The organism is Novipirellula caenicola (assembly GCF_039545035.1).
GTDB lineage: Bacteria > Planctomycetota > Planctomycetia > Pirellulales > Pirellulaceae > Novipirellula > Novipirellula caenicola.
The window spans coordinates 48012-71827 of sequence record NZ_BAABRO010000024.1 but is presented as its reverse complement, the minus strand read 5'-3'; the positions used below and the strand labels follow the sequence as shown (position 1 = coordinate 71827).

Below are 23816 nucleotides of genomic sequence, written 5' to 3'. Positions count from 1 at the left end.
GGGACCCGGCCGCTGACGCGTCACGGCTCATTAAATCAACAAGCCGTTGACGAGTTTCGCTGCGTTTTTGCTCTTGGTCGAAACTCTTGACGAGTTTCGCTACAGAACGCTTTCAGCGACTAAGCGTTTCATGTAGGGGCGGCATTGATCGACTCGCCATTGGCCGACGCCTTCAGGATCGATGTCGTACTTCATCAACATGTAGATCTTCTTCGGTTCCTGGTTCGGGTTGGGGTTCAGGAACAGCAGCTCGGCTTGTTGCATCCCGTAATACTGGAATACTCGCACCGGTTCTCCGAGTTCCCATGGGACACCGGGCCCGGCGTCGACCAATTGTTGGTTGATTCCATCGGCCTCAAATTCGGTCAAACTCTGCATGTTCTCTTCGCTCGATTGATAGTGATCCATCAACGGCATGTGCAGAGGCAATCGATTGACGGGCTCCTTCTTTAGCTCCATCGCGATCGCAAATTCACCGTTGGCAATCACATCAAGGTATTGGCGAGCAAAGTACTCGGCTTGGTTGGCCAGGGTGCGAGTCTTCAGCGTGTGCACCAGAAAGCCACAGGAACCAAAGGCCACCGCCATCACCAATCCGATCCGCGCCGGAGTCACGCCGACGGGTTTTTGTTTGTCCCAGGGACGCAGGGCGACCAAACCAAAGGCAATTGCAATCACGGCGGTGACCAGCATCGGGTAGCCGATAATGCCCAATGCACTCAAAAGCCCGAAAAGCAGGCATAGAAAACCTGAGATTCGCAACGGGGGAACCGATTCGTCCTCCTCAAAGCCTCCTTCGGCGCCCATCATGGGAACAATCGGTTTTAACTCGGCATCGGTCGGCATCTTGCAAAAGAGCTCATACAGGGGGGATTCGGATCGATTCAGACGAGAATGGCACTGGCAATGCCCAGGTGACGCTTTCACTGCAAATGAAAACTTGCTGCCAGCGAAAATGTTCGTCGTGACACTGCGGTAGTGTGTCTACGCCCGTGGTGGGTGGACGGTTTTGCAAGCTAACGCAAAAAGTGCAATTTTTTTGCCGTGACCTGCTGGCTCGTACTGGTCCGCCCGCAATCGCAGCGGCACGGCGGGTACGCCCGGCAAATCACGTCGTTTCCGGCAAGCGATGTTGGCTGCTGCGGGCCGCCGGTCGGTCGCGTGGAAACGGTGCTAGCAATGAATTCGTCTAGCCGAGCTGACCGCTTCTGGTTTACAAGACTCGCTTCAACTTGCTGGTTTTTGCAGACATTAGACGGATCTACTCGTCAGGGACGACGATTAACGATGAGAAATTTTGGTCGCGCACTTCGCATCGCCTTGCGTCGTAAATGGTCGATCACGGGGATTGTATTGACATCGATGTTGATTGCCGTCCTGTGGGGAGCCAATATCGGGACGTTGTACCCGTTGGTCGAAGTCGTTTTTAAAGGCGACAGTTTGCCAGGATACGCCGAAAAGCAAATCAGCCAGACCGATTCGCGGATCGATGAACTTGATGCTGAAATCCATCAATTGACCGCGGAATTGGCGACGGCGGACGACGCGACCGCCAAGAATCTGCGGCTGCAAATCGAAGCCGCCGCCGCGACCCAAACGGCACTGGCCGAGTCGAGCAAGTACCTGCGTTGGGCGAAACCGACTATCGATGCCTATGCTCCGCGTGGCTCGTACGCGACGTTGATGTTGATCGTGGCGATGTTGGTCGGCGGTACGGCAATCAAGTTGGTCGCTCTATTAATTAATCTAATGCTGGTTCAATACGTCGCGGAATCGGCTTCGTTGGACCTTCGCGCCCTGTTTTTTCGCAAGGCATTGCGGTTGGACCTCGATTCGTTTGGCGAAAATGGTTCAGCGGATCTGACATCGCGGTTGACCAACGACATCTCCAACGTCTCGGGAGGGATCACGGCACTACTGGGCCGATTGGTTCGCGAGCCGCTGAAGATGGCGGTCTGTCTTGGTGGCGCGATGTTTGTGTGTTGGCGGTTGCTGTTATTCGTGATGATCGTCACGCCGCTGGTTGGATTGGTGATGCATCATCTGAGCCGTGCGATTCGCCGAGCCAGTCGCCGGGCAATGGAAGAGATGAGCCAGTTGTACGGGATGCTCAATGATTCGTTCGCAGGCATCCGGGTGGTCAAAGCCTTCAATACACAAGGTTTCGAACGCGCGAAATTCAATCGTGGCATCCAGGCGTATTATCGCAAATCGATGAAGATGGCGTTCTACAACACGTTGGCTCGCAGCAGCAGCGAAATGTTGGGGATGACCGTCGTAGGACTTGCGATCTTGGCGGGTGGCTATTTGGTGGTCAACCAACAAACTCATTTGTTTGGCATTCCAATGAGCACCGTTCCGTTGGAAGTCGGCGAGATCTTGATGTTCTTTGGCTTTTTGATCGGTGCCTCGGATCCCGCCAAAAAGTTATCCGATGTATGGAGCGGTTTGCAGCGAGGGATCGCGGCGACGGATCGGGTTTACGAGATCATCGATCAGCCGATCCGAGTCGCCGAGCCTAAGAACGATCGCACGACGGCGCGGCCGCATCGCGAGATTCGGCTGGAAAACGTCGTCTACCAATACACCTCCGGACCGACCGTGTTGCGTGGTGTCGACTTGACGATCCGTCATGGCGAAACGATCGCCGTGGTTGGCCCCAATGGCAGCGGAAAAAGTACGATCGTCAATCTGCTGTGTCGCTTTGACGATCCGCAAAGTGGGCAGGTGTTGTTGGATGACACACCGATTCACGAGATGAAGACTCGTGATTTGCGTCGCCGGATCGCGTTGGTGACTCAGCGAACGATCTTGTTTGACGATACGATCGAAAACAATATTCGCTACGGTTCCCCCGGTGCGGATTCGCATGCGGTTGTACGCGCGGCGAAGATGGCGTTTGCCGATGAGTTCATTTTGCGGAAAACGCCCGACGGCTATCAAACACGGCTGGGCAGCAACGGGACGCGGCTCTCGGGCGGCCAGATGCAACGGCTTGCCTTAGCACGTGCCTTCTTACGCAATCCCGACATCTTGATCCTCGATGAAGCCACGAGCCAGATCGATCTCGAAAGCGAGCAATTGATTCACCAGGCGCTGGCGAAGTTCTTGGTCGATCGCACCGGAGTGATGATCACGCATCGCCATACCAGTTTGTCGATGGCAGATCGGATCGTGGTGATCGAAGCGGGGCGGATTTCCGATACGGGACGCCACGAAGAATTGATCGCTCGCAATCGGTTCTATCAAAGTCTATGTGGCAGCGAGCAGCGAGCGGCGGCGTAACGAAAGCGTCACGCCGAACGATGGTCACACCGTAAAATTGTCACACCGTAAAATTGTCGCGCAATGAGATTGTCGCGACGTGAGATTGTCGCGACGTGAGATTATCGCAAGCGGGGCAACGAAAACCACACACCCTTTCCGCTGCCCCTGTTCTTTCGATTATTTTCTTTCGATCCTTGATGTCACACGTGGCGAACTAGAATCCGCCTCCGGCGAACGGATCGTCCATCGGAGCTCCTCCGCCAAACGGATCGCTTGCTCCGGCGTCGCCACCACCAAAGATGTTGTTGGCGTCATCAGCCGTAGCAGCCGCATCCATGGCTGCGGGAGCAGCGGGATCCCCTTTATCGGCACCTGCGAAGGCGTCGCTGGATTCCAATTTGGGTTCGCCCGTGGCCAATTCGACGTCGTCGGCGAAAGGATTTTCAGCTTCTGGCGGAATCGGTGGCGGAGTGACGGCGTTTCGCGGCGCCGACGCGGTGGCTGGCGGCGTTGCGGCGGCAGCGGCGTTTTCGATTTCGCCATAACGTTGCTGCGAACGGCTTGCGGCGTTCGCCATCAATTCCAAACGGGCGGTTTGACGGATCTGTTCCAATTTCAAACGTTCGGCACCTTGAAAACGGGCCAACGATCGACCGATCGATGCGTTGCTGCCGAGCCGTGCCTCGAGTTCCGCTCCCTGACGCCAATCTTCTTCGGCTTGGTAGGTGTTTCCGAGCGAAGTGGCGACCAACCCGCGAAAGTAATACGCGCGTGGGTCTTTGATGCCATTATCAATGGCCATCGAGAGAAACTTGTTGGCATCGTCGTAACGGCCGGCATAGAAGGAGTGCACTCCTCGACCGTACATTTCGGACAAAATCGGGTTCTGGGCGTTGGCTGATGGTGAATCAGTCAGCAGACAAAATGAGCCTGCGGCAACCAGAACCGCGCTGAGTAACGTCTTTTTCATCGGGCGTGCTCCCCGTGTGGAGGGGTGGTGTTTTGTGCTAATCGTGAAGTATTTACCGAACATTATGCTCGCAAAGGCTTTTGCGTCCTACAAACTCTAGTTGTCGCATCCAGCTCCGGCAAACGTTTTCTTTCGAGACATGTGGCAACGCACGATTAACGTTTTACGAAAAGGCCGACCTGTGACCCATGTATGGCCAAGCGTTGGCATCACCGATTGTACTTAATTTGCCGCTCAGGTAACCGAGAAGTCGAAAATTACGCCGCCGCGGGGACGGCATCGCTGCGGGGGGCGTCGTCGATCGCGCGATCCGCATCAATCGCTTCGACCGCTCGGCGCAACACAGGATCGAGACTCAATCCGCCCTCGGGCATCGTTTCCACGTCGGTACCCTGTTTCGCAGAGGTCGATTCTTTGTCACCTTTGTCACGGGTTGGTTCATCCGAATGCAGTTGCATTTCGGAAACGGCAGCCAAACTGGGGTAGGACGCCTCACGCCACCGTTTGCTCAATTTTTCGAGTGTGCTTTCATCCAAACTAACCTCCATATCGGGATTGGGGCTGACCCCCCACTCGTCTTCGGGTTTGGCGTCGAGGACGCGATGGATGTTTTTGCCATTGGGGCGATAGTACCTTGCCACCGTCAAACGCAGTGCACTGCGTCCGTACTGCAGCGGCAAGATATTTTGCACGGTTCCTTTGCCGTAGCTGCGAGTGCCCACCACAACGGCTCGCTGGTGATCTTGCAAACAAGCCGCGACAATCTCGCTGGCACTTGCCGAATTCCCATCGATCAGCACGGCGACCGGTTTGTCGAGATTGACCAAGGTGCCGCTTTGGGCATCGAATTCGTCGTAAATCTTGCCGCCTCGAATTCGCGTCGAAACAATGCGGCCACGATCCAGGAACATGTCACAGACGTTGACCGCCGCGTACAGCAAACCTCCGCTATTGCCACGTAGATCAAGCACCAGACCGCGGAAATCATTGTTCAACCGCTCTAGCACGGTGCGTAGTTCACCATCGGTCTTTTCGCCAAAGCTGGTCAAACGGACGTAGGCGATCGATGGATCGTCCTGCAATCGGTACACCCAGTTGTTGTCTTCGTCGCGATAGTCTCCGATCACCGATTCGAGTTCGATGGTGGATCGGTCGATCGACAGCGACAATTCTTGATCGTCACGCCGCACGACAACATAAACCACGGTGCCGATCGGGCCTTTTAGTCTGGCACTGACCTCTTTTAAACTCAGCTTGGCGACATTTTCGCCGTCGATTTCGATGATTTCGTCTCCCGGCATCATTCCTGCGCGAAGTGCGGGTGATCCGACCAAGGGGGTGACGACACGGACCGGCTTGGTGACGTCCGGTTGTTCCACGTAGATTCCAATTCCCGCGAATTCTTGACTCATGCTGTCCTGGAACGACGCGTAAGCATCCAACGGAATGTATTCGCAATTTTGATCCAAGATCGACGTCATGCCGTTCATCGCAGCGGTCAGCAATCGGTCTTCGTCGATCGGGTCGACGTAGTGGTGGTGGATCAAATCAAGTGCGTCTCCCACCAGCATCGCCGGCTTGGCTCGTCGATGAGTCAGGTAGCACAAAAGTGAAAAACAGAACGTCAGCAGAATGATATTCAGATTGCGTGAAGGCATGCAGACGAAGCCCAATGAAAAAGCGAGCGAACGAGAATCGACAAGGTTGGAAACGAGCTGAGAACGAGCTGAGAACGAGGGCATGCGAATGCATACCGCACCCCTGGCTACGTCTTCATTGTACCCGACGTTCACGCCGCGTCGGACAGGACTTCTTTTTCAAACCCAAACGATCTAATCTGGATAGCTTCTAGGCACTGTCCGAGAACGCATCCGAGGCGGAAACTTGGTAGCGGAATTCGTGAAGAATTTCGATTTCCCGATGGGTTACGCCATGCTGCCGAAAGTCTTGACGGCTTGTTGATTTAATGAAGGTTCCTGCGGCAAGGGGTGTGGGATGGACTTCCTCGTCCGTCAATGGCGCATTCGACGGACTAGGAAGTCCATCGTACGACTAAAACAACAAGCCGCCCGCGACTTTCGCTACAGGAACGATCTAGGCAGGATCGAGGATTCTCAATGGGGCGATCCTTAGACGCCCCCCATGAACGGGATCGGCAACAGGATCGCGTGTTGTTGAATCCACGTCATCAGCCCGTCCCAGCTGGTGTACTGGGACAACTGCAAAAACGCCAAATAGGTTCCCACGACGGGCAACATCAGCAGCCGGACACTCCAGCGAGAGATGCGGGCCCAAGTGCCACTAGGTTCTGCTTTGCTTCGCGCCCGTCGCAGTGCCAAGCCCTCGGCGATTCGTGCGGGCAAGATAAAGGCGACAAAGACGAGGCACGGCAACCAAACCACTTCACGTGGAGTGGCTTCGATCTTCAACAGGTACAGCGGAATCGGCATCAGCACCAAACCGATGACCATCGCAAGCAGCCACGCCCACGGCGCTCGGCGAAAATCGCGGCGAATCGTGCGAACGGCAAACAGTCCCCGCAACCGATTGACCGAGGCAAAGTGGGCTTGCAACATCGGCAGGTAGAGCAGCGAGATGCCGAGAAACAAAATGCAAACCGCTCCGATCACGCCGGCGGCTCCGGGTTTTCCGTTTCGGTTGGCCGCGATCAACAGCAAGGCCGGCGACAACCAAATCAACGTGCCGATGAAACCCCGCAGCCCCAACCAGAAAAGACGTGGTAATTCGAATGCAGTCGTGAAATCCCACAACGAGTCCACCGCGGTGTGATACGTCCGCGGACGCCATGCTTCACGTAAAAATCGTTTAGGCTCAGGCCACAAGTAATGCCGCAGCGATCCACCGCGTACCCAAGCCCACATCAGGTACGCCAGCGCAAGGAAGCAAACAATGATCGCCATCGTCCGCATCGAAGCGGCTTGGGCCGAACCAGGTTCGATCAATTGGGCAACCGATTCCCAGTGGATTAGTAATTGCGTCGGTAGCGAAGCAAGAAAGATGGCGAGCGCGGCCAGTCCCACGGTGCCGGCACGACGCAAATTGGGCAGCGCGTCAGAAAACTTGGCGCCATTGGTTAGCCGCCCTGCCACGTCCAACAAGTAACCGAAGGCGATCAATTGCAGCAGCGGGATCGCGGTCAACACCGCCAGGATCACGATCAGTGATACCAGCGAAAACGTGCCCGAAACCGCCCATGTCAAAAATCCCCATCCTCGTCGCAGACGACTTGGGCGAATCGATTCCCCGTCGGCGGTCGAGACGCCGGACGCCACCTCGTCACCCCGGCATCCAATGGCTTCGCGTTTCGCCACTGCGGCATCCGTTAATGCGTCAGAGGCCACTTCATCACTCCGATCGCTCGTTTCACTGACAAGGGTCGCCGCGATCGGCAATTCGGCTGGGTCCTGGTCGACAAGCGATGCTACGATCAAATCGGGCTGCGTCTCGCTGGACTCGTCGTGCAAATCGGTGTGGGAAGAGGATGGTCGAGCCACGATTGACGATCTCGATGAGCAGTGGGGCTAGGAACAGACGCGGGGGAAAGGAACAGACGCCGGGATTCCGTTCCGATTCATTCATCCTATTCGCAGCGGCGGCGGGGATCTTGGTAGCATCCCCATCGTTGCCGGCCATATTTTTCAAAAAAACGTTACTTCGCTGCTTGGGTCGGCCTGTTGCGTCCACTCGCCGAGAAAACACCTCACCCGGTTGATTGCTCACAAAACTCGAATGACGAAGTTATTTCCGAACAGGACCGATGAGGGCTCGCGAACCGGATTGCGTTTCACCGTGGATCGGTTGCCGTTGGCAGAGTGTGACGGTTCTAGCGGTCATGCCCGAGTCGCTCAGCCACGGACAAGTCATTGGGGTGGTGCGGCCGATAGTTCCTAGCAAGGCGGTATGGATTCCGTCTCGAGCAGGTCGATGTGAATGTCGGCCCTGAGCTTTGGATGCCCATCGCGCATGCTGCTCTTGAATTGTGAACGCACCCGGCGGAAGGAACTGCCTGATATGAAACATTTAGTTCGACGCGGCCGCATTGCCATCGCAGCTTTGATGCTCAGCGTTTCAGTGGGAACCGTATCCGCTGATTGGCACCAATTTTGGCATCAAGCGAGCATTGATTATCACCGCAACAATGCATGGCCCGAGCCATTCCAAGAAATGGACGCACGTCAAGTGACCGCTCCATTTGAAGTGATGAAAAACAACGGATGGCGGCTACACAACACGATCGGTCACGAATTGTTCCGATCCGGTGATGGCGCTCTGCTAGCCTCGGGACACAATCGTGTTCATTGGATCGCCACCCAATCACCCGAGTCGCGACGGAACATCTACGTGCTGCGTGGCAAGAGCGACGAAGAGACCGATGCTCGCGTGGCTGCGGTTCGGCAAACGCTCGACGGTATCCAAACCGCCGGTGTCGCCACCAATGTTTTTGTGACCGATCGCGAGCCTTCCACCGCTCCCGGTGCTTGGGCAACCAAGATCAATCGGAACTGGATGGAAGTGTTGCCGGCACCGAAGCTGCCTTCGGTTTCCGCATCGGGCAGTGCGACCGCGACCCAGTAGTCGTGACAAGCATGCTTGCAAGCAATCCATGCTTGCAAGCCAACACGTCTTGCTAGCAACCAAGGCGAGCCCCAAAACGGCTTCAGCGATGCTAGCGTTCAATCGAAAGACGGACTTTCTTTACAGGAAGTTCGTCTTTTTTATTGTCTTTTCAGCAAATTGCTAAACGCAGTCAAGTTACCGGGGGATCCGGGTCGATCCCTAAAAACGGAACCATTCGATTAAACCGCAAATTTGCTTGCCCAGACCATTCTGAAGTCTCTACTGCTATTCGAGGACTTCAACGGCATGCCTTCGGGAGAATTTCTCGTGAAACGATCAACAAAAATTCAACGCGCACTGCTCTTCTCGCTTATTGCCGGTTCAGCCGTGAGCTTCTCGACGGGATGCTCGAACCAACGGCCGACGTTTGCGTCGATGAACCCGTTTTCGCGAGCCACGATCGATGCGCCAAAGGCCGACCAGCCTTCGATGACCGAGTCGATCGCTTCAACCGCGACCGGTGCCAAGGACCAAGTCAGTGCGGTTGGCGTTTCGGCCAAGAACGCGATCGGCAAAACGACCGACGCGATCGCAGGCGTCTTCCGACGTGATTCGGCAAAGGATGCCGCCGAGACTTCGGATACCGATCCACTGCGTTTGACCGATGAACCTGCCACCGTGGGTCCTGAAGTGCTTGTCGCCAATGGGCAACTTTGGGAATCGACCGGCAACTTTCAAAAGGCAATGGAAAGCTACAACAAGGCGTTGGAAAAAACGCCTAATGATAGCGCCGCGTTGACCAGTATCGCGCGACTTCATTTCCGCCAAGGCAATCATGCCAAAGCGACTGAGTACTTCCAGCTTGCCATCAAGCAAAGTCCTGGTGATGCGGCACTGTACAACGATCTGGGGTTAACCCTCAGCAAGACCGGAAACCATGACGAAGCGGCAAAGATGATTGCCAAATCGCTCGAACTGGCTCCGGGGACATCCCGTTACGCCAACAACTTGGCAAGCGTCTTGTTTGAATCCAACAAGAAGCAAGAGGCGTTGCAGGTATTGATGCAGAACAACAAGCCGGCCGTTGCTAACTTCAACATGGCCTACTTGCACTACAGCAAGGGGCAAATGAACGAAGCTCGCGGCTTCTTGTCGGAAACGCTCAAATTTGACGCTCAAGGTGCCAGCGACGCGGCCGTCAAGAAGGCCGTCGAACGCTCACGCGAAATGCTTGCACAGATCGATGCGTCGCGAGGCGTGAATCCTGCTCAAGCCCCTGTCGAAAAGATCGCAGCTCAGCCGCCTCAAACCCAAGCCTCGGTCGCGCAAGCGGCTGGTGCTCCGGCAAACGGCACCACTGATGCAGCGGCCAGCATCGCGGCTCGGGCCAATGCTGATGTTCCTGCTGCGGCGGTCAGCTATCGCCCGGCGGCGACAACTTGGGCACCGTCCACAGCAACCGGCAACCCGAATGCTGCAGCGACCACGCCCGCATCGCCAGCGGTGCCAAGCTATTCGACGCCTAGTTTTCAGCCGGCCACGCTAAGTGTCAATCCAAAGGCGACAGCCGAGACAACGCCAGGCACATGGCCCACCACGCCTGGAGCGGCTGCTAAACCAGCGGCCAAGCCGGTTCAGCCAGCGGCAGAAAAACCAGCCGACAGCGAAGCGAGTTCGCCAAGCGGCTCGGGGTTCCAGTTGCCTCACGGTTTTCAGTTCCCTGAATCGCACTGATCGTTCGACTGTGGGGCGTTCGATAACTGATCGTTCGCCTGTGGATCGTTAGCTAGCGGATCGCTCACTAATCATGCATTTCGTCTTGCGGATACGGCACGGACAGATCGTGTAGTTCCGCCAACGCATTGGATGCCGCGCGTTGCTCGGCATCCTTTTTGTTGTTACCCCAAGCGGCGGGAAAGCTACGGTCTTCGATCACCGCTGAAATCAAGAACGCTTTGCGGTGATCGGGCCCCGTTTCGCGGATCATCCGATAAACGGGAGTGCTCGAAAGCTCTCGCTGTGCGTATTGTTGCAGTGTGCTTTTGAAGTTGCTTGCGCCTTGGCTTTCGACTGCGACGCGGACCTCATCGGCCAGCCATTTTTTCAGCCGTTCGCGAATCACTTCGGGACCGCCATCTAGATAGACCGCCGCGACGATGGCTTCAAAAACATCGCTGACCAACGACTTGGGAAAGCTGCGATTGCGAGTCACGCCTCGTCCGACGATCAAGCAGCGATCCAGTCCGAGGGCACAGGCGATCTTGCCACACGAACGTCGGCTGACGACATACGATTTGATCTTGGTCAAATCGCCTTCGTTGTATTCGGGGTATTCCTCGTACAACCAGTGGCAGACGGTCAATCCGAGAACCGAATCGCCGAGAAACTCGAGCCGTTCGTTGCTTTCGAGCCGGTGGGAAGCGCCCGAGGCATGCGTCAAAGCGGATAACAGCAACGATTCGTCTTTGAAACGATAGTCGATGATTTCCTGGCAAAGTCTCAGCTTCGATGCTTGATCGCCTCCGTCGACACCTTCGAGGTCATCGACAAGGTTGATTTCAGCGGCATCGGAAACGGAATCAAACTCCGATGAATTCACGGATACACCCTGTTTGCTGTGTGACATTGGTTCCAAACACCGGTTCCAATCACCGCAGCGAGGCAAAGACCGAAGTGAACTTGATCTTGCCGCGGGGTAAATTCGAGTTCGGTTTTTTAGACGAGCCACGCTCGTCCCCGACATCGGCTGCCCGAGGCCTTCGTTAAATTCGTTAAATTCGTTCAATCGGACTTGTGCGACCTGCCCCTCGCCCCCAGCAAATCGATGCTGAAATTGGCATTCCGGCGCAGGTCTCGTTCGACGCTGATTGGAATGGCGGACTACTCTCTGTCACACGCCGGTGATTGAATTCAAGCATTTTGGGTCAAAGCCGTAGGGCGATGATCTTCAAAATGGACTCAAGCACCGGTGTGTGACGAACTGGCCCAGTCTACCTAGTGGTACTCGGCTTGACCAGCGGAAAAAAGTCCGGTGACCGCAGCAGACATCGCGAAACTCGTCAAAGGAGCGAGATTTTTGCGGCTGAGTCGTGGTTACGAGGCATCCGTGTTGGGGGGATCACCGATGCGATCGCCGCGAAAAATCACGGTGTCGAAACCGCTTGGCGATCCTCGCGGCCCGCTTCGGCGATCACTTCGGCGTCGTCGATGACCAAGAAATGGCCGTGATCCGAGGTCACGATGATGGCGGTGTCGTCCCAGCCCTGGGTCCGCTCGACCCAATCGACGATCCTTTCGAAGGCCGCTTCGCCGCTCAGGACCGCACCGATACTGTTGTCCAAGTTGTTGGCATGGTTAGCCCAATCGACGTCTCCGGCTTCGACCATCAACCAGAATCCCGTTTCGGATTTTTCCAGGATTTTTAAGGCCGCTTCGGCCATATCCGCAAGCGTCGGGTTCTCGTCGATATCGGCCTGCGAATACGATTCGGTTCCCTTTGCATCAAAGGTGGGATTGAAACCGCCGTCAGCCGTTTGAAATGGCAAGTGGCCGCCAGTCGCGCCATAGAATCCAAGAAACCGAGTGCCTTGGCGAATCGCTTCGTCGGCCCCCTGCATCAATCCCGCACGTCCGGCGACACCACTGGTTCGCTGGGCCACCGTGTACTTGCCACCGTTTTTGCGATCGATGGCGTGCAGATCGGTTTGATGAAAGTAGGGATTGCCTTGAGCAAAGTTGTCGCCCTGCGCGGCGTCCTTGTCTTTGCCTTCGCCCCAACCACCGCTAATGATCACGTCGATGCCCTGGAGTGGGTGGTCGCGATGGGACGCCGATCGCAATCCCACCATGTCGCGGGCAATGTCTTGGTAGTCATAGCGAGCCACGTTGTTTGCATAGGCTGCCCCCGGAGTCGCATGGCTTAGCGGCACGTTGGTGACGACACCGATCTGAAAGCCTTGCGGCTGCAGTTCACGAGCAATCGGGACGATATGTTCGCCATCGACGGTGTAGTTGATCGATCCGTTATAGGTTTTAACGCCTGCGGTCATGCTGACCGCCGATGCGGCTGAGTCCGTGACGCTGTGCGGTTCGCTGCGATCCAGCCCCAAAAGGTAATCGCTGTTGCTTTGTTCGAGCCAAGGGTAGGCGCCGCCGCGTTTGACATTGAAGCCTCCCGAGGCATCTTTGCCGCCGCCAAGCACGACTTGCGAATTGACATCGAATTTGGTGCCCCCGAGTCGAGGGCTGGTACAGAAGTATCCGAAGTCGGTTTTAGTACCACGGTAATTTTGAAACGACAAAACATCGCCACGTCCGGTGTCGTAACCGACCCGTCCTGATTTGTAGATCGCTGCCGCTCGTGTGGTTTGCCAATCCATACCGTCGAATACGAACAGGATGATGTTTTTGCGTCCCTGCTCGATGGCTTTCTTTTGCAACCGATAAACGTCGGTTTGGTCAAAGTAGGCTGCGGTCGGATTGACGGTGTTGGTAGGAACCTTGCCATACAATTTTTCCAAACGTGCCGGGTCGCTGTACACACTGCCTTCTTCACGAAGCGGATCAAGCGTGATGCCAAACGTATAGATTGGGATCAACCGGTTGCTATGGTTTAGCCAAGTGCTGTAGCGGCTTGGAATGTGTCCCCAGTGTCCCCAGTCGGCTGATTGTTTTTTGATCGCTTCGGATTGCAGTTCACGCATTGTGTCCACACGCGGCAATGCCGGATTGGTCGCGCGAGGTTGCGAGGACGATTTTGGTGATGCCTCGGCGGTGACGGCGACCGTCGCCGCAGAATCCTTGCCGCAACACGTTGGAATCGCTCCGGCACTGGACGCTGCGATCAAGGCAAAGCAAACGGGCAACGAGAAAAATCGCATGATTCAGCTGGGGTCAGAGTGAAAGTCGTTGAGAGTGAAGGTTGTGATGGCAGCCGAGCAAAACAGCGCCGCCTCAACTTAGACTGTTTTTCGCACACAATACCTGTGAATGGATGGTTTGTCAGATCCCAAACTTCGATTCGGGATCGTTGTTTAACCGAATCGTCATTTTTTCAACACGCAAACGCCACAAAAGTAGAGCGGAAAAGCCGATGCCGATCCCCACACTGCTCCATTGATAGAAGGTCAATCCACCCGCCAGCCGTAGTTCGGGACGCCATGACTCGCTGATAAAACGGAACGAGGCATAGGCGATCAAATACAGCAGCATCCAGTGCCGCATCGCTTTTTGCTGGCGGATTCCGTAATACGCCGCACAGGCAAACGCGATGTGGAACGCGAACTCGTACAGCTGGGCTGGATGCCGCAGCAGCAATCCACCGTCATCGGCTGTCGGAAATCGCATTCCCCATTGTTGGTTGGTGGCGATGCCGTAGCAACATCCATACAGCAAGCATCCGATGCGGCCGATTGCGATTGCAATGGCAATCGGAATGACAAATGAGTCACCGGTCGAAACGCGTACGTAAAAGGTCCATTTGGCAAACTCGACTCCTAGATAGCCGCCGGCCAAACCCCATAACACCGTTTTCCCATCGCTGAACCACAGGTCCAACGGGTTGCCTCCGGCAAAGGTGCCCGCCAACAGGAATGGCAGCTTTGCCCCGACGGTCGCGCCCACCAGTCCGCCAACCAGAATCCCGATTCGCTGCATGGTATCCAGGTTCATGGACCGTTGGCGACGACGGATCCAGTAGGTTGCGATCACCGCAGCTAACCCCATGCAAACAGCGTAGGCGATTCGAGATTGAAACATTAAAGGTAACGAAGGAAGGGAGGTCGTTTTAGATGAACGGTAATCGACGCTTGCATCTCAGTCGAATGCATGAGATCGCAGAGAGTTCAAAATGGGGGTAGCACTACCCTAAGATTCAACAGGCAAGATTCAACAGGGACAGACCACTCGTCTGCCTTGTCCTATTCAAATCGTAAGTGTCGTTAAGCGAGGTCTTTGAACCAGGTGGGTGACGCCGTCGGGCAGTCGCTTGTTTATCACTCATGGTTTCAGCGGTGGAAGCTTCAAATGGCCGGGGCGGTACAACGTGTTGTACGCACAGAACGGCACCATGTGACCGCTTGGCAAAACGTGATGCGTACAACATTTCATCAGTTGGCGAACGTCAAAGTTGTAGGCATCAAGAAAACTCGTGATCGTGACTCGCATCAGGTCTTTGGCGGTAGCTTGTTGCGCCAGCACGCGGGCGAAGAAGCGATCGAGCACCGGATCCATGTTTGCGGACAATGGGGCGGATGGCGTTGAGGATGGCGAGATGGTTGGACCGAGCGAAACGACGTCCGCACATCCGCAATCGCTTCCACAGTGTGACATTCGCTCCAGAAACAAACGGACAAGCTGTTGGGAACGCTCGGGTGTAAAGCTGATGCCACCGGCGATCAAGTCAAGGTTGTCGGCAACCGGTGCGATTTGATTGAGTGCTGCCAAGCGGTCTCCGTCTCGTGCCGCCAACATGATTTGATGACAGTTCGGATGGGCGCAGGGCAGCGGCGTGAAGTCGTGCTCGCGAATCATGCCTCCGCTGGCCTTGGCCAATCCTTGGATCACGTCTGGAAACGTGACGCGGTCCTCTAAATCGGCGGGCAGCCAGTGGCGGCCGCTCAGCGTCGCCGGCTGCAAGCTAAGCCCGGTCACGTTCGGCCGCCCCAGCGCTTCGGCCCATAGATCGCGGTAGAAGTGTTCGTCGAGCGGCGATGTCAGCGTGGAGACCAACGTGACATTCAAATCCGCGTCGCCTAATCGGTCCAGGGCACGGCGTTTGGCATCGATCACGTCTTCGCCACGCACGCGGCGAACCAACTCGCGATCCAGCCCATCCCACTGGAAATAGATTTCGATACGATCTCGGTTCTTTGCCAATCGCTCGACGAGCGCCGCGTCTTTGGCGAGTCGCAATCCGTTGGTGTTGATCATCACATAATCAATCGGCCGAGCGAGTGCCTCGTCCACGACTCGTTCAAACTGCGGGTGAAGCGTGGGTTCGCCGCCGGATAATTGGCACACCTCGGCGTGTCCTTCACACTCGATCAACCGATCCAACGAGGCAATGATGTCGTCAAGCGAGTGGTCCTTTCCGGACGGCCCGCTTGATGCGAAACACATCGGACAACTCAGATTGCAACGGTCGGTCAGTTCCACCAATCCGATACAAGTGTGTTGTTCATGTTCCTCGCATAGCCCGCAGTCATGCGGGCATCCCTTGGCGGCATCCGTGGATCGGACCAGCGGCAAAACCGATGCCGTGTGCCCTTCGTCGCGATCCCACCAGGAAGCGTCACTGCAAACGAAATCCTCTCGCACACCATGTTGCGGGCATTTTTTGCGAAAGTAAACGCGTTGACCTCGCGTGATGATTTTCGCGGGGACCACGGTCATGCATTCAGGACACAGCGAATCGGTGGTTCCGATCATGACATGGTCAGCACGCGGTCGAGGATCGATCGCCGCGATCGCGGATTTGCCAAGCGAGGTAACGGATCGGTTTTTCATTCGCGGGTACTCTCGCGTCGAGCGATCGCGGCGTCTTCGCGAGCACGGGCGGCATAGCGAGATCGTATCATGGTCGCGATGCTGATGATGGTTAATGTGAAGCTGCCGATCACCGTGATGCTAACCCCGACCATCGATGGGCCATAGCCGGCGTTGCCGATGGTCATCATTGCAACAAAACCACCGGCGGTGCAAACCGGGACAAACAAGACAAACACAATCGGCGTCAGCAGCAGCGGCAATACCAATTTCCATGGCATGGTGATGGTTACGCCTCGCAGCAGCGAAACGACGCCCCACAACGATGCAAACCCCAGCACACCGAGCAACAGAATCAACATGCCTGGGTAATTGCCGATCGCGACGCCGGTTGATGCAATGGCCAGTAGCAGAGTTCCCCCGATCGCTCCGACTGCCCCGACCGCGGTCAAGCCTCCGGCAAACCTAACGGGCCCATCTACAGGCAGCGTCGTTGGTGCGGTCGCTTCTTCGGTTTCGACAGGCGGTTGATAGGGATTTTCCATAATGGAATCGCTTTGCCGTATTATTTCTTACCGATCGCAATCAGATACTCGTTACGGTCGTCGCCAACCCCGATTCCGGTTCGAATCAACAAGCGGTCGTCGATGGCCACCGGCGTGGCAAAGATCGAATCGCCCGATGGATTTTCGGACAACAAATCAAATCGATTGGGCGTTGCCGCGACGACATAGATCATTCCCGCTTCGCTTGCGATATAAATCTTGTCCCCGACCAGCAGCGGCGACGCGCTGATGCCACCGCCGAACAGTCTCGCTTTCCACATTTCGGTTCCGTCATGCGTCCGCCAGCAATACAACACGCCGTTATCGGCTGCACCGAACACATAGCCGGGGATCGCCAACAGGGACTGTTCGTAGCATTGTACGGGATTCTCCCATAACACGTTGTGGTTGCCTTTGCCGCTAACGCACCATGTCCCCGATTTCGGGTTGCCGCCGCTGACCATGATGTGTTGTTGGTCATCCCAAACCACAGTGCCGCAAATGGCTTCGGTCGCGGTGTCGACACTCCACAGCTCTTTGCCATCGCGTGGGTTGTAAGCACAAATTTTGTCCGCACCGGCCAGCAGAATTTGTCGTCGTCCAGAAAGCGTTGTCACGATCGGTGAAGCGAAATTCAAATTTTTGGGACGGGCGGTCTTCCAGACGGGTTTGCCGGTACGCGAGTCCAACGCATAGAGTCCGCTGTCCTCTCCATCGTACTCCGCTGCGACGATCACAAGATCGTCTTCGATAATCGGACTGGCTCCGTACCCGAACTGAAACGCCTCGGGTGCAAAGTTGCTCACCTTCCGCTGCCACACTTCACGTCCTTCGGTGGTCAAGGCGGTGACCCAGATGGCGTCGTCGGTGTGAAAGGCAACGTAGATCCGCGTGCCGTCAAATGCGGGGCTTGGCGATGCGTGCGAGTTGTGTGGATGAATACGTTCTGGCAGCGTGCCGCGATGGATTACCCATTGGTCCATCATTCGTCCATCGGATCGATTCAGTTTCAACAAGCTTTGTGTTTGCTTGGCGACATCAGCGGTGGTCAGGAAAATTGAATCTTCGACCACAATCGGTGTCGAGTGTCCTCGCCCTGGAATTCTGGTTCGCCATGCAACATCGCTTGCGGTGGAAACGTCCCAGCGGAACGGCAGTTTGATGTCCGTGGCGGCATGGTTGTTGGCATCGGGACCTCGCCATTGTGCCCAATCCTGTGCCGCACCGTCCTGGGGGCACAGTGAAACGAGACATAGCATCGAGAGTAGAAGCAGAACGTGTTTCATTTTTTCCTCTGAAACGGCACCGCGATTCGAAAAGCCGCGATTCGAAAAAATAGGAAGTCGACGGTCGTGGTGATTGGTGACGCTCAGTTTAATGCATCGATCCCGACAGCTGAACGTGGTGGGGCCTGCGGCAGACGATTTTGCGTTACAATCACGCCTCGAACAAACAAAAGTTAGAAACATTCGTTGCCGTCATTCATCAAGATTTTCGGAGATTTCAATGCGCGCTGGAATTTTGGGCGTCGGATTCATGGGCTGGATCCATTACTTGGCTTATCAGCGATCGACCCAGGCCGAGTTGGTTGCGTTTGCCAGCCGCGACCCCAAGAAACGCAGTGGGGATTGGCGAGAGATCAAGGGAAACTTTGGCCCGCCAGGAGAACAAATCGATGTCAGCTCGTTAAACGTCGTTGAATCGTTGGACGAAATGTTAGCGGACGATTCGATCGATTTGATCGACGTCTGTCTGCCACCGCATCTGCACGCCGATGCCATCCGCCGCTGTTTTCAAAGTGGCAAACGAGTGCTTTGTGAAAAACCGCTCGCGCTAGACGCGGCGACCGCCCAAGCACTCGCCGCCGAAGCAAAACCGGGGCAATTGATGGTTGCTCATATTTTGCCGTTCATGCCCGAGTTCAAAATATTGGTCGATGCCGCAAGCGACGGTCGCTGGGGCAAACCCATTGCCGGTCGTTTCAAACGCACGATCAGCCCGCCCGATTGGATTCCTGATTTTTATGATCGAGAAAAAGTGGGCGGGCCGCTCGTCGATTTGCAGGTCCACGACGCGCATCTGATCCGCTTACTGTTCGGGATGCCCGCCGCAGCTTCGTGTGCCAAGCAATGCAAAGACGGCACCCCCAAGTTCTACGAAACCGTGTTCCAGTTCGAAGATCCGTCATTGGTCGTGTCGGCCGGCGGAGGTGTGATCGATTCACCCGCGCGCGGATTCACGCACGGTTACGAAGTCAGCTTCGAAAAGGCGACGCTACAGTTTGAATTCGCCGCCTATGCCGACGGCAGCACCGCATCGATTCCGCTAACGATCATGAATGCAGATGGTTCGGTTGAGCGGCCCACACTCGGCGATGGAGACCCGATTGCCGGTTTTGTCGAAGAGATTGACGCTGCAGCCAACGCGGTCGCTGGCTCGGACGTCTCGCCAATCCTAGATGCAAAAACGGCTGCCGACGCGCTTTCGATCGTCGAAATGCAGCTCTAAGCGACCGCGATTCGGAACGGCACGACGGTTTTGCTAGCACTCTAAATCTCCTGTCAAATTCAAATTGCCAGGCTGTTTTGCTGCTTGGGCGATTGCCGGGATTGCGGCATAATGATTTCGCGACGCGCGATTTTCAAAAAGCAATCCCTCACTCATTCCAAGGACGGCAGACAGCATGGAGGCAATTTGGCCCGATCAGCCCGCATTTGGTTTTGGCATCGATTCACTTAATCCGCACCCGCCGCGCGGGATCGAAGCGGTCGGGGGCCAGACCAAGCGAGAGATTCGCGATCAAATCGTGCAGACCTGTCCGCAAGTTCCCGGCGTGTATGGGATGCTCAGCCGCAAAGGCGACTTGATCTATGTCGGCAAGAGCAAATCGCTGCGTTCGCGATTGCTCAGCTACTTTGCCGATTCGAACAAGGACGAAAAGGGCGGTCGCATCATCGAGAACACGCGAGCGATTCAGTGGGAAACCCAACCGAGTGATTTTGCCGCGTTGGTTCGTGAACAGCAATTGATTCGCCGTTTCTCACCTCGCTGGAACGTCCAAGGGGTGCCAAAGCGTCAACGCCCCGTCTATCTGTGTCTGGGCCGCGTGCCAGCCCCCTATTTCTTTTTAGCGGCCAAGCCACCGCAAGATTGTGTTGGCGTCGAAGGGCCTTTTTACGGTGCCAAACGGATGCAGCGAGCGATCGATGCGCTCAACAAAGTGTTTCGCTTGCGAGATTGCAGCCAACAACAAGTGTTTCATTTTGCCGAGCAATTGCAGTTGTTCGATCTTGAACATCGTCCCGGTTGTTTGCGACTTGAACTGAATACCTGCTTGGGCCCCTGTGCAGCCGCCTGTACCGGCGACGCCTACCAGACGCAAGTCAACGCAGCTCAAAGTTTTCTCGAAGGGTTCAATGACGAGCCGATCGTGGCGCTGCAAGACCAAATGGAAAACGCTGCGGCGAATCAGCAGTACGAGTTGGCAGGGCGAGCCTACGAGACGCTGGCATCGGTCAAGTACGTGCATCGCAAACTAGCGATGCTTGCCAAGGCACGCCGCGACTATACCTTTATCTATCCAGTGGCCGGTTACGATGGCTGTCACACGTGGTATTTGATCCACGGAGGCGAATTGGCGGCCGTGGCGGCGGCCCCTAAGAATGCAGAGCAGTACGCGCGGATGAAACCGACGCTTGAGCACTGGAAAGCGATCACCGCGAACTCGATCGATCGCGGCCACGGCGCGTATCCTCACACGCTAAACCTGGTCGCGACCTGGTTCCGCAAGAACCGCGCCGAGCGGCAGCGGACGTTCCTGCCCGAACAAGCCGGCCGCAAGTACCGAGCGGTGCTGAAGAAAGTGGGATAGGCGTTGGTCTGCTAAAACTCGGTATGACGTGGAAATGATTGCTGCGCAAGTTTTGTTTCGATTGTTAGTCGCGATAGCGACGGCAGTTGATAGCCCCGGACGCTAGTCCGGGGGCGACGCCGAACCTACACCCCAAGTCGCAAAGCGACGACAGGTGTCGATTCCTGGCGGGCCTTCATGCATACATCCGCGTTTCCTGTCGTCGCGTTGCGACTTGGTTCGCTTTGGTTTCCCAAACCCCGGACTGACGTCCGGGGCTACTACGTGACGTCACTTCGTGACTAAACTTTTTGCGAAACACTCGTTCACCCAATTGTTCCTACCTGTTTAACCCTACAGCTTGCTATCGGCGCTCGCTTCCTTGTGATACTCCAAACACGCCTACAAAATCGCCAGCGGGTTGCGTTTGGATTCGAGCGTCCCGCGGGTCACGCCCAATCGATTCGTCGCTTGCAGGCGTTTCCAAACCTCGCTGCCCGAGATCTCACCGCCAAGTAACGCTTGATACGTTTGAATCGTTTCTCGCGTTTCCTTTTCGTTTTCGTTCAACAGTTCGATTCGAAACCACTGGACGCCGCGACCGATCAAATCGGCGACAATCTCGGACCCGCTTTGCGCCGTCGCGTTGTACAGCGTGTTGCGGCATGCGACGTCCGCTTGCAGCGGATGCTCGGCTCCGACACGGTCCCGCAACTTGACGACGTGGCGATCACAGGGACGGCCACAATTTGTCTTGTTCGTTCCCGGTGACATCACGCTGCAGAACACACAGTGCTCCATGTGGAACATCGGCATGTGCTGATGCACGACGATCTCGAGCTGGTTGGGGACCACCGATTGGACCAAGTCCATCAACTGATCGCGATTCAAATCATAGGAACTGGTCACTCGCTGGACGCCCAAACCGAGCAACCATTCGGCCGAGCGATGATTGGCAACGTTTAGCGAGAAATCGGCAACCACCGGCTTGCCGGTATCCGTCAAAAAGCGGACGGCGGCAAGATTTCGAGCCAGGAAGAAATCGGGTTCATGGCGTCCGAGCACTCGCAAGAGTCCCATTTCGCCCGGTTTTTGCATGCGTACGCACGCCAATCCGATCGTCGCGTTGTTTTGGTGCGCCGTCGCAATCGCATCCTTGTACTCGCGGACGTCATGAAAATCCGCGTAGATCGTGCAGTCGGCGAATTGGCTGGCGACGGCGACTTGTTCCAAGTTGCGGCACAGCACGGCGAGTCGAGGCGAATCGTCGGTTTGCGTGGTTGCGTCACGATTCAGCGGCGCCAACATGCGGCGTCCCGCGGCGACGTTGATGATTCGCTCGGGACGCGATTCAAGTCGCTCGACCAACGCGTCGACCAATTCGCGGCGAAGCTGATTGATCAGCCCGACGGGGACCATCGGGCCGTCACTGATATGGGCCTTGAAATTCTTCAAGTGAAACGGAGTGCCGCCCAATCGTGCGACTTTTTCTCGCAGCATGGTCTCGTCGGCGGGATGCTTATTGGCTTTTTCAAGCACTTGCTGCCCCACCACATCGACGGTCAAACCACCGGCGGTCTTTGCGGACATCTTTAATGCCGCACCCACCGCCGCGTGCACCTCAATGTCAATCTCTTGACGAACGACGGCATCGGCGCGAGCGAAACTCTGTCGCAATCGACGGTTCAGTTTAGGGTCGTCGTTTTTGAACACGATGTCGTCGATGTCGACGTCGCGCCAATCGATCTCGCCCCGACCAAATCCGATCCACACTTCGCTGCCCGCTTTGGCCGATTCCATGCGATCGTATTGCAAGCTTTCGATCGAATAGATGCGGCCGCCCTGCATCGTTTCTCCGGCAACCGCGATCGCCAAGCCGTCGCCCAGTGCGACCGGCGACGCTAACCGGATCCGGATGCGATTCTGGTCAAAGTCCAATACCTTGCCGATCTCGATGCCGCGTTTGGATGACTGTTTGCCAGGAACCAATCGCTTGTGGTCATTGCCTTCGAGCCATCCTGGTGAGAAACCTCGCGAAAACGACAGTTCCATTTCTTGTCGATCGGTGTCGTCGACATGGACTTCGCCGGTGCGGATTGCATCATCAATCGCGCGTCGATAGTGTCCCGTGATGTTGGCGACATATTCCGGCGTTTTCAGTCGCCCTTCGATCTTCAGCGACGCCACTCCGGCGTCGATCATGTCGGGGATAGCGGCATAGCCGGCTAAGTCTTGTGGGCTCAGCAAATAGCGGACTTCACCAAGATCGCGGTCTTCGCCATCGCAGATCAGCTCGTACGGCAACCGACATGCTTGAGCGCATTGGCCTCGATTCGCACTTCGCCCGCCCAACGATTCGCTGGTTAAACATTGGCCGGAATAGGCCACGCACAATGCGCCGTGGATAAAGACTTCGATTGGCATGTCGGTGGCCGAGGTGATCTTGCGAATTTCGGCGACCGACAACTCGCGTGCCAACACGACGCGGGATAGTCCCAAATCGGCCGCGACCGCGATCGTTTCGGCACTGGTCAAACTCATCTGCGTCGACGCGTGAATTTCCAGCTGCTGGCAAATCGACCGCACGATTCGGGCGACGCCAAAATCTTGGACCAAAACCGCGTCCACCCCTGCTTCGGCAACACGCTCGATGACCTTGATCAAATCAGGCAATTCCGAGGGGAACGCTAACGTATTCATTGTCACGTAACCACGAACACCGCGGGTTCGCAGCCAGCTCATCAATCCCGGCAGATCGTCCAGCCCAAAATTGTGGGCACGAAAACGGGCGTTGAAACCACAGTCCAACCCAAAATAGATCGCATTGGCGCCATTTTCGACCGCCGCGCGAGCGCAGTCCCAATCGCCGGCGGGCGAGAGAAGTTCGATTTCCGAGCTGACTTTACTTGGCAATGTGTTCATGCAGCCAAGTATGACGACCAATCGCGATTTTGGGAAATGGATCGATCCGGAAATCGATTTTGGTGCCCGGCACTGCCTTGGAAGCCAACACCCAATGTCATCTACTTTCGCCCGTACCGGGTGGTTTTATAGCGGAGCGGCGCGAGCCGCCCGGTCGAAACCGAACGTTTTATCACGCTGCAACCGGACGGGCCCCTCG

At 56.0% G+C, this 23816-nt stretch carries 16 protein-coding genes; 5 read left to right on the top strand and 11 right to left on the bottom strand.

What is annotated here, in order from left to right; all coding sequences use genetic code 11:
- Positions 1 to 99 precede the first annotated feature (99 nt).
- A complete protein-coding gene (locus tag ABEA92_RS27935; protein WP_345688555.1) occupies positions 100 to 846 on the bottom strand; it encodes a hypothetical protein in 747 nt (248 codons plus the stop codon).
- Positions 847 to 1287: 441 nt separating this feature from the next.
- Between ABEA92_RS27935 and ABEA92_RS27930 the strand changes: the two genes are divergently transcribed.
- Positions 1288 to 3285 (top strand): ABC transporter ATP-binding protein, encoded by a 1998-nt coding sequence (locus ABEA92_RS27930; protein ID WP_345688554.1) that lies wholly within the window; start codon positions 1288 to 1290, stop codon positions 3283 to 3285.
- A 196-nt stretch (positions 3286 to 3481) separates the two neighbouring features.
- On the opposite strand, the gene ABEA92_RS27925 is transcribed toward ABEA92_RS27930, so the two are convergent.
- From ABEA92_RS27925 to ABEA92_RS27915, 3 genes are all read right to left on the bottom strand, one after another.
- The gene (locus ABEA92_RS27925; RefSeq protein WP_345688552.1) at positions 3482 to 4237 is read right to left on the bottom strand and encodes a hypothetical protein; all 756 of its coding nucleotides are present in this window, start codon (positions 4235 to 4237) and stop codon (positions 3482 to 3484) included.
- 257 nt (positions 4238 to 4494) lie between these two features.
- Positions 4495 to 5895: a S41 family peptidase gene (locus ABEA92_RS27920; protein ID WP_345688550.1), complete on the bottom strand. Its 1401-nt coding sequence runs from the start codon at positions 5893 to 5895 to the stop codon at positions 4495 to 4497.
- Positions 5896 to 6366: 471 nt separating this feature from the next.
- Positions 6367 to 7752: an LTA synthase family protein gene (locus ABEA92_RS27915; protein WP_345688548.1), complete on the bottom strand. Its 1386-nt coding sequence runs from the start codon at positions 7750 to 7752 to the stop codon at positions 6367 to 6369.
- 517 nt (positions 7753 to 8269) lie between these two features.
- Between ABEA92_RS27915 and ABEA92_RS27910 the strand changes: the two genes are divergently transcribed.
- Both ABEA92_RS27910 and ABEA92_RS27905 read left to right on the top strand, forming a co-directional pair.
- Positions 8270 to 8833, top strand: coding sequence for a hypothetical protein (locus ABEA92_RS27910; RefSeq protein WP_345688546.1), 564 nt, complete (start codon positions 8270 to 8272; stop codon positions 8831 to 8833).
- Between the two features lie 369 nt (positions 8834 to 9202).
- On the top strand, positions 9203 to 10549 hold the full coding sequence (locus ABEA92_RS27905; protein WP_345688544.1) for a tetratricopeptide repeat protein: 1347 nt from the start codon (positions 9203 to 9205) through the stop codon (positions 10547 to 10549).
- Between the two features lie 67 nt (positions 10550 to 10616).
- On the opposite strand, the gene rnc is transcribed toward ABEA92_RS27905, so the two are convergent.
- The 6 genes from rnc to ABEA92_RS27875 form a co-directional block, all read right to left on the bottom strand.
- Positions 10617 to 11414, bottom strand: coding sequence for a ribonuclease III (gene rnc / locus ABEA92_RS27900; RefSeq protein WP_345688542.1), 798 nt, complete (start codon positions 11412 to 11414; stop codon positions 10617 to 10619).
- Between the two features lie 544 nt (positions 11415 to 11958).
- Positions 11959 to 13695, bottom strand: a complete 1737-nt coding sequence (locus ABEA92_RS27895; protein WP_345688540.1) for an alkaline phosphatase — start codon at positions 13693 to 13695, stop codon at positions 11959 to 11961.
- 121 nt (positions 13696 to 13816) lie between these two features.
- Positions 13817 to 14572, bottom strand: a complete 756-nt coding sequence (locus ABEA92_RS27890; RefSeq protein ID WP_345688538.1) for a prolipoprotein diacylglyceryl transferase — start codon at positions 14570 to 14572, stop codon at positions 13817 to 13819.
- A 240-nt stretch (positions 14573 to 14812) separates the two neighbouring features.
- A complete protein-coding gene (locus ABEA92_RS27885; protein WP_345688536.1) occupies positions 14813 to 16321 on the bottom strand; it encodes a radical SAM protein in 1509 nt (502 codons plus the stop codon).
- The gene (locus ABEA92_RS27880) at positions 16318 to 16845 is read right to left on the bottom strand and encodes a hypothetical protein (RefSeq protein WP_345688534.1); all 528 of its coding nucleotides are present in this window, start codon (positions 16843 to 16845) and stop codon (positions 16318 to 16320) included. The genes ABEA92_RS27885 and ABEA92_RS27880 overlap by 4 nt, the downstream gene beginning before the upstream one ends.
- A gap of 20 nt (positions 16846 to 16865) precedes the next feature.
- The gene (locus ABEA92_RS27875) at positions 16866 to 18131 is read right to left on the bottom strand and encodes an outer membrane protein assembly factor BamB family protein (RefSeq protein WP_345688532.1); all 1266 of its coding nucleotides are present in this window, start codon (positions 18129 to 18131) and stop codon (positions 16866 to 16868) included.
- 220 nt (positions 18132 to 18351) lie between these two features.
- Between ABEA92_RS27875 and ABEA92_RS27870 the strand changes: the two genes are divergently transcribed.
- Positions 18352 to 19353, top strand: a complete 1002-nt coding sequence (locus tag ABEA92_RS27870; protein ID WP_345688530.1) for a Gfo/Idh/MocA family protein — start codon at positions 18352 to 18354, stop codon at positions 19351 to 19353.
- Positions 19354 to 19528: 175 nt separating this feature from the next.
- Positions 19529 to 20716 carry a GIY-YIG nuclease family protein gene (locus tag ABEA92_RS27865; RefSeq protein ID WP_345688528.1) on the top strand — a complete coding sequence of 396 codons (1188 nt, stop codon included), beginning with the start codon at positions 19529 to 19531 and terminating at the stop codon, positions 20714 to 20716.
- Between the two features lie 381 nt (positions 20717 to 21097).
- Here ABEA92_RS27865 and ABEA92_RS27860 read toward each other — a convergent pair whose 3' ends face one another.
- The gene (locus ABEA92_RS27860) at positions 21098 to 23617 is read right to left on the bottom strand and encodes a U32 family peptidase (RefSeq protein WP_345688527.1); all 2520 of its coding nucleotides are present in this window, start codon (positions 23615 to 23617) and stop codon (positions 21098 to 21100) included.
- Positions 23618 to 23816: the final 199 nt, after the last annotated feature.

Bases quoted from the DNA above. Each gene is read 5' to 3' on its own strand.
- ABEA92_RS27935 (WP_345688555.1), bottom strand. From the start codon at position 846: ATGCCGACCGATGCCGAGTTAAAACCGATTGTTCCCATGATGGGCGCC.
- ABEA92_RS27930 (WP_345688554.1), top strand. From the start codon at position 1,288: ATGAGAAATTTTGGTCGCGCACTTCGCATCGCCTTGCGTCGTAAATGG.
- ABEA92_RS27925 (WP_345688552.1), bottom strand. From the start codon at position 4,237: ATGAAAAAGACGTTACTCAGCGCGGTTCTGGTTGCCGCAGGCTCATTT.
- ABEA92_RS27920 (WP_345688550.1), bottom strand. From the start codon at position 5,895: ATGCCTTCACGCAATCTGAATATCATTCTGCTGACGTTCTGTTTTTCA.
- ABEA92_RS27910 (WP_345688546.1), top strand. From the start codon at position 8,270: ATGAAACATTTAGTTCGACGCGGCCGCATTGCCATCGCAGCTTTGATG.
- ABEA92_RS27895 (WP_345688540.1), bottom strand. From the start codon at position 13,695: ATGCGATTTTTCTCGTTGCCCGTTTGCTTTGCCTTGATCGCAGCGTCC.
- ABEA92_RS27890 (WP_345688538.1), bottom strand. From the start codon at position 14,572: ATGTTTCAATCTCGAATCGCCTACGCTGTTTGCATGGGGTTAGCTGCG.
- ABEA92_RS27885 (WP_345688536.1), bottom strand. From the start codon at position 16,321: ATGAAAAACCGATCCGTTACCTCGCTTGGCAAATCCGCGATCGCGGCG.
- ABEA92_RS27880 (WP_345688534.1), bottom strand. From the start codon at position 16,845: ATGGAAAATCCCTATCAACCGCCTGTCGAAACCGAAGAAGCGACCGCA.
- ABEA92_RS27875 (WP_345688532.1), bottom strand. From the start codon at position 18,131: ATGAAACACGTTCTGCTTCTACTCTCGATGCTATGTCTCGTTTCACTG.
- ABEA92_RS27870 (WP_345688530.1), top strand. From the start codon at position 18,352: ATGCGCGCTGGAATTTTGGGCGTCGGATTCATGGGCTGGATCCATTAC.
- ABEA92_RS27865 (WP_345688528.1), top strand. From the start codon at position 19,529: ATGGAGGCAATTTGGCCCGATCAGCCCGCATTTGGTTTTGGCATCGAT.
- ABEA92_RS27860 (WP_345688527.1), bottom strand. From the start codon at position 23,617: ATGAACACATTGCCAAGTAAAGTCAGCTCGGAAATCGAACTTCTCTCG.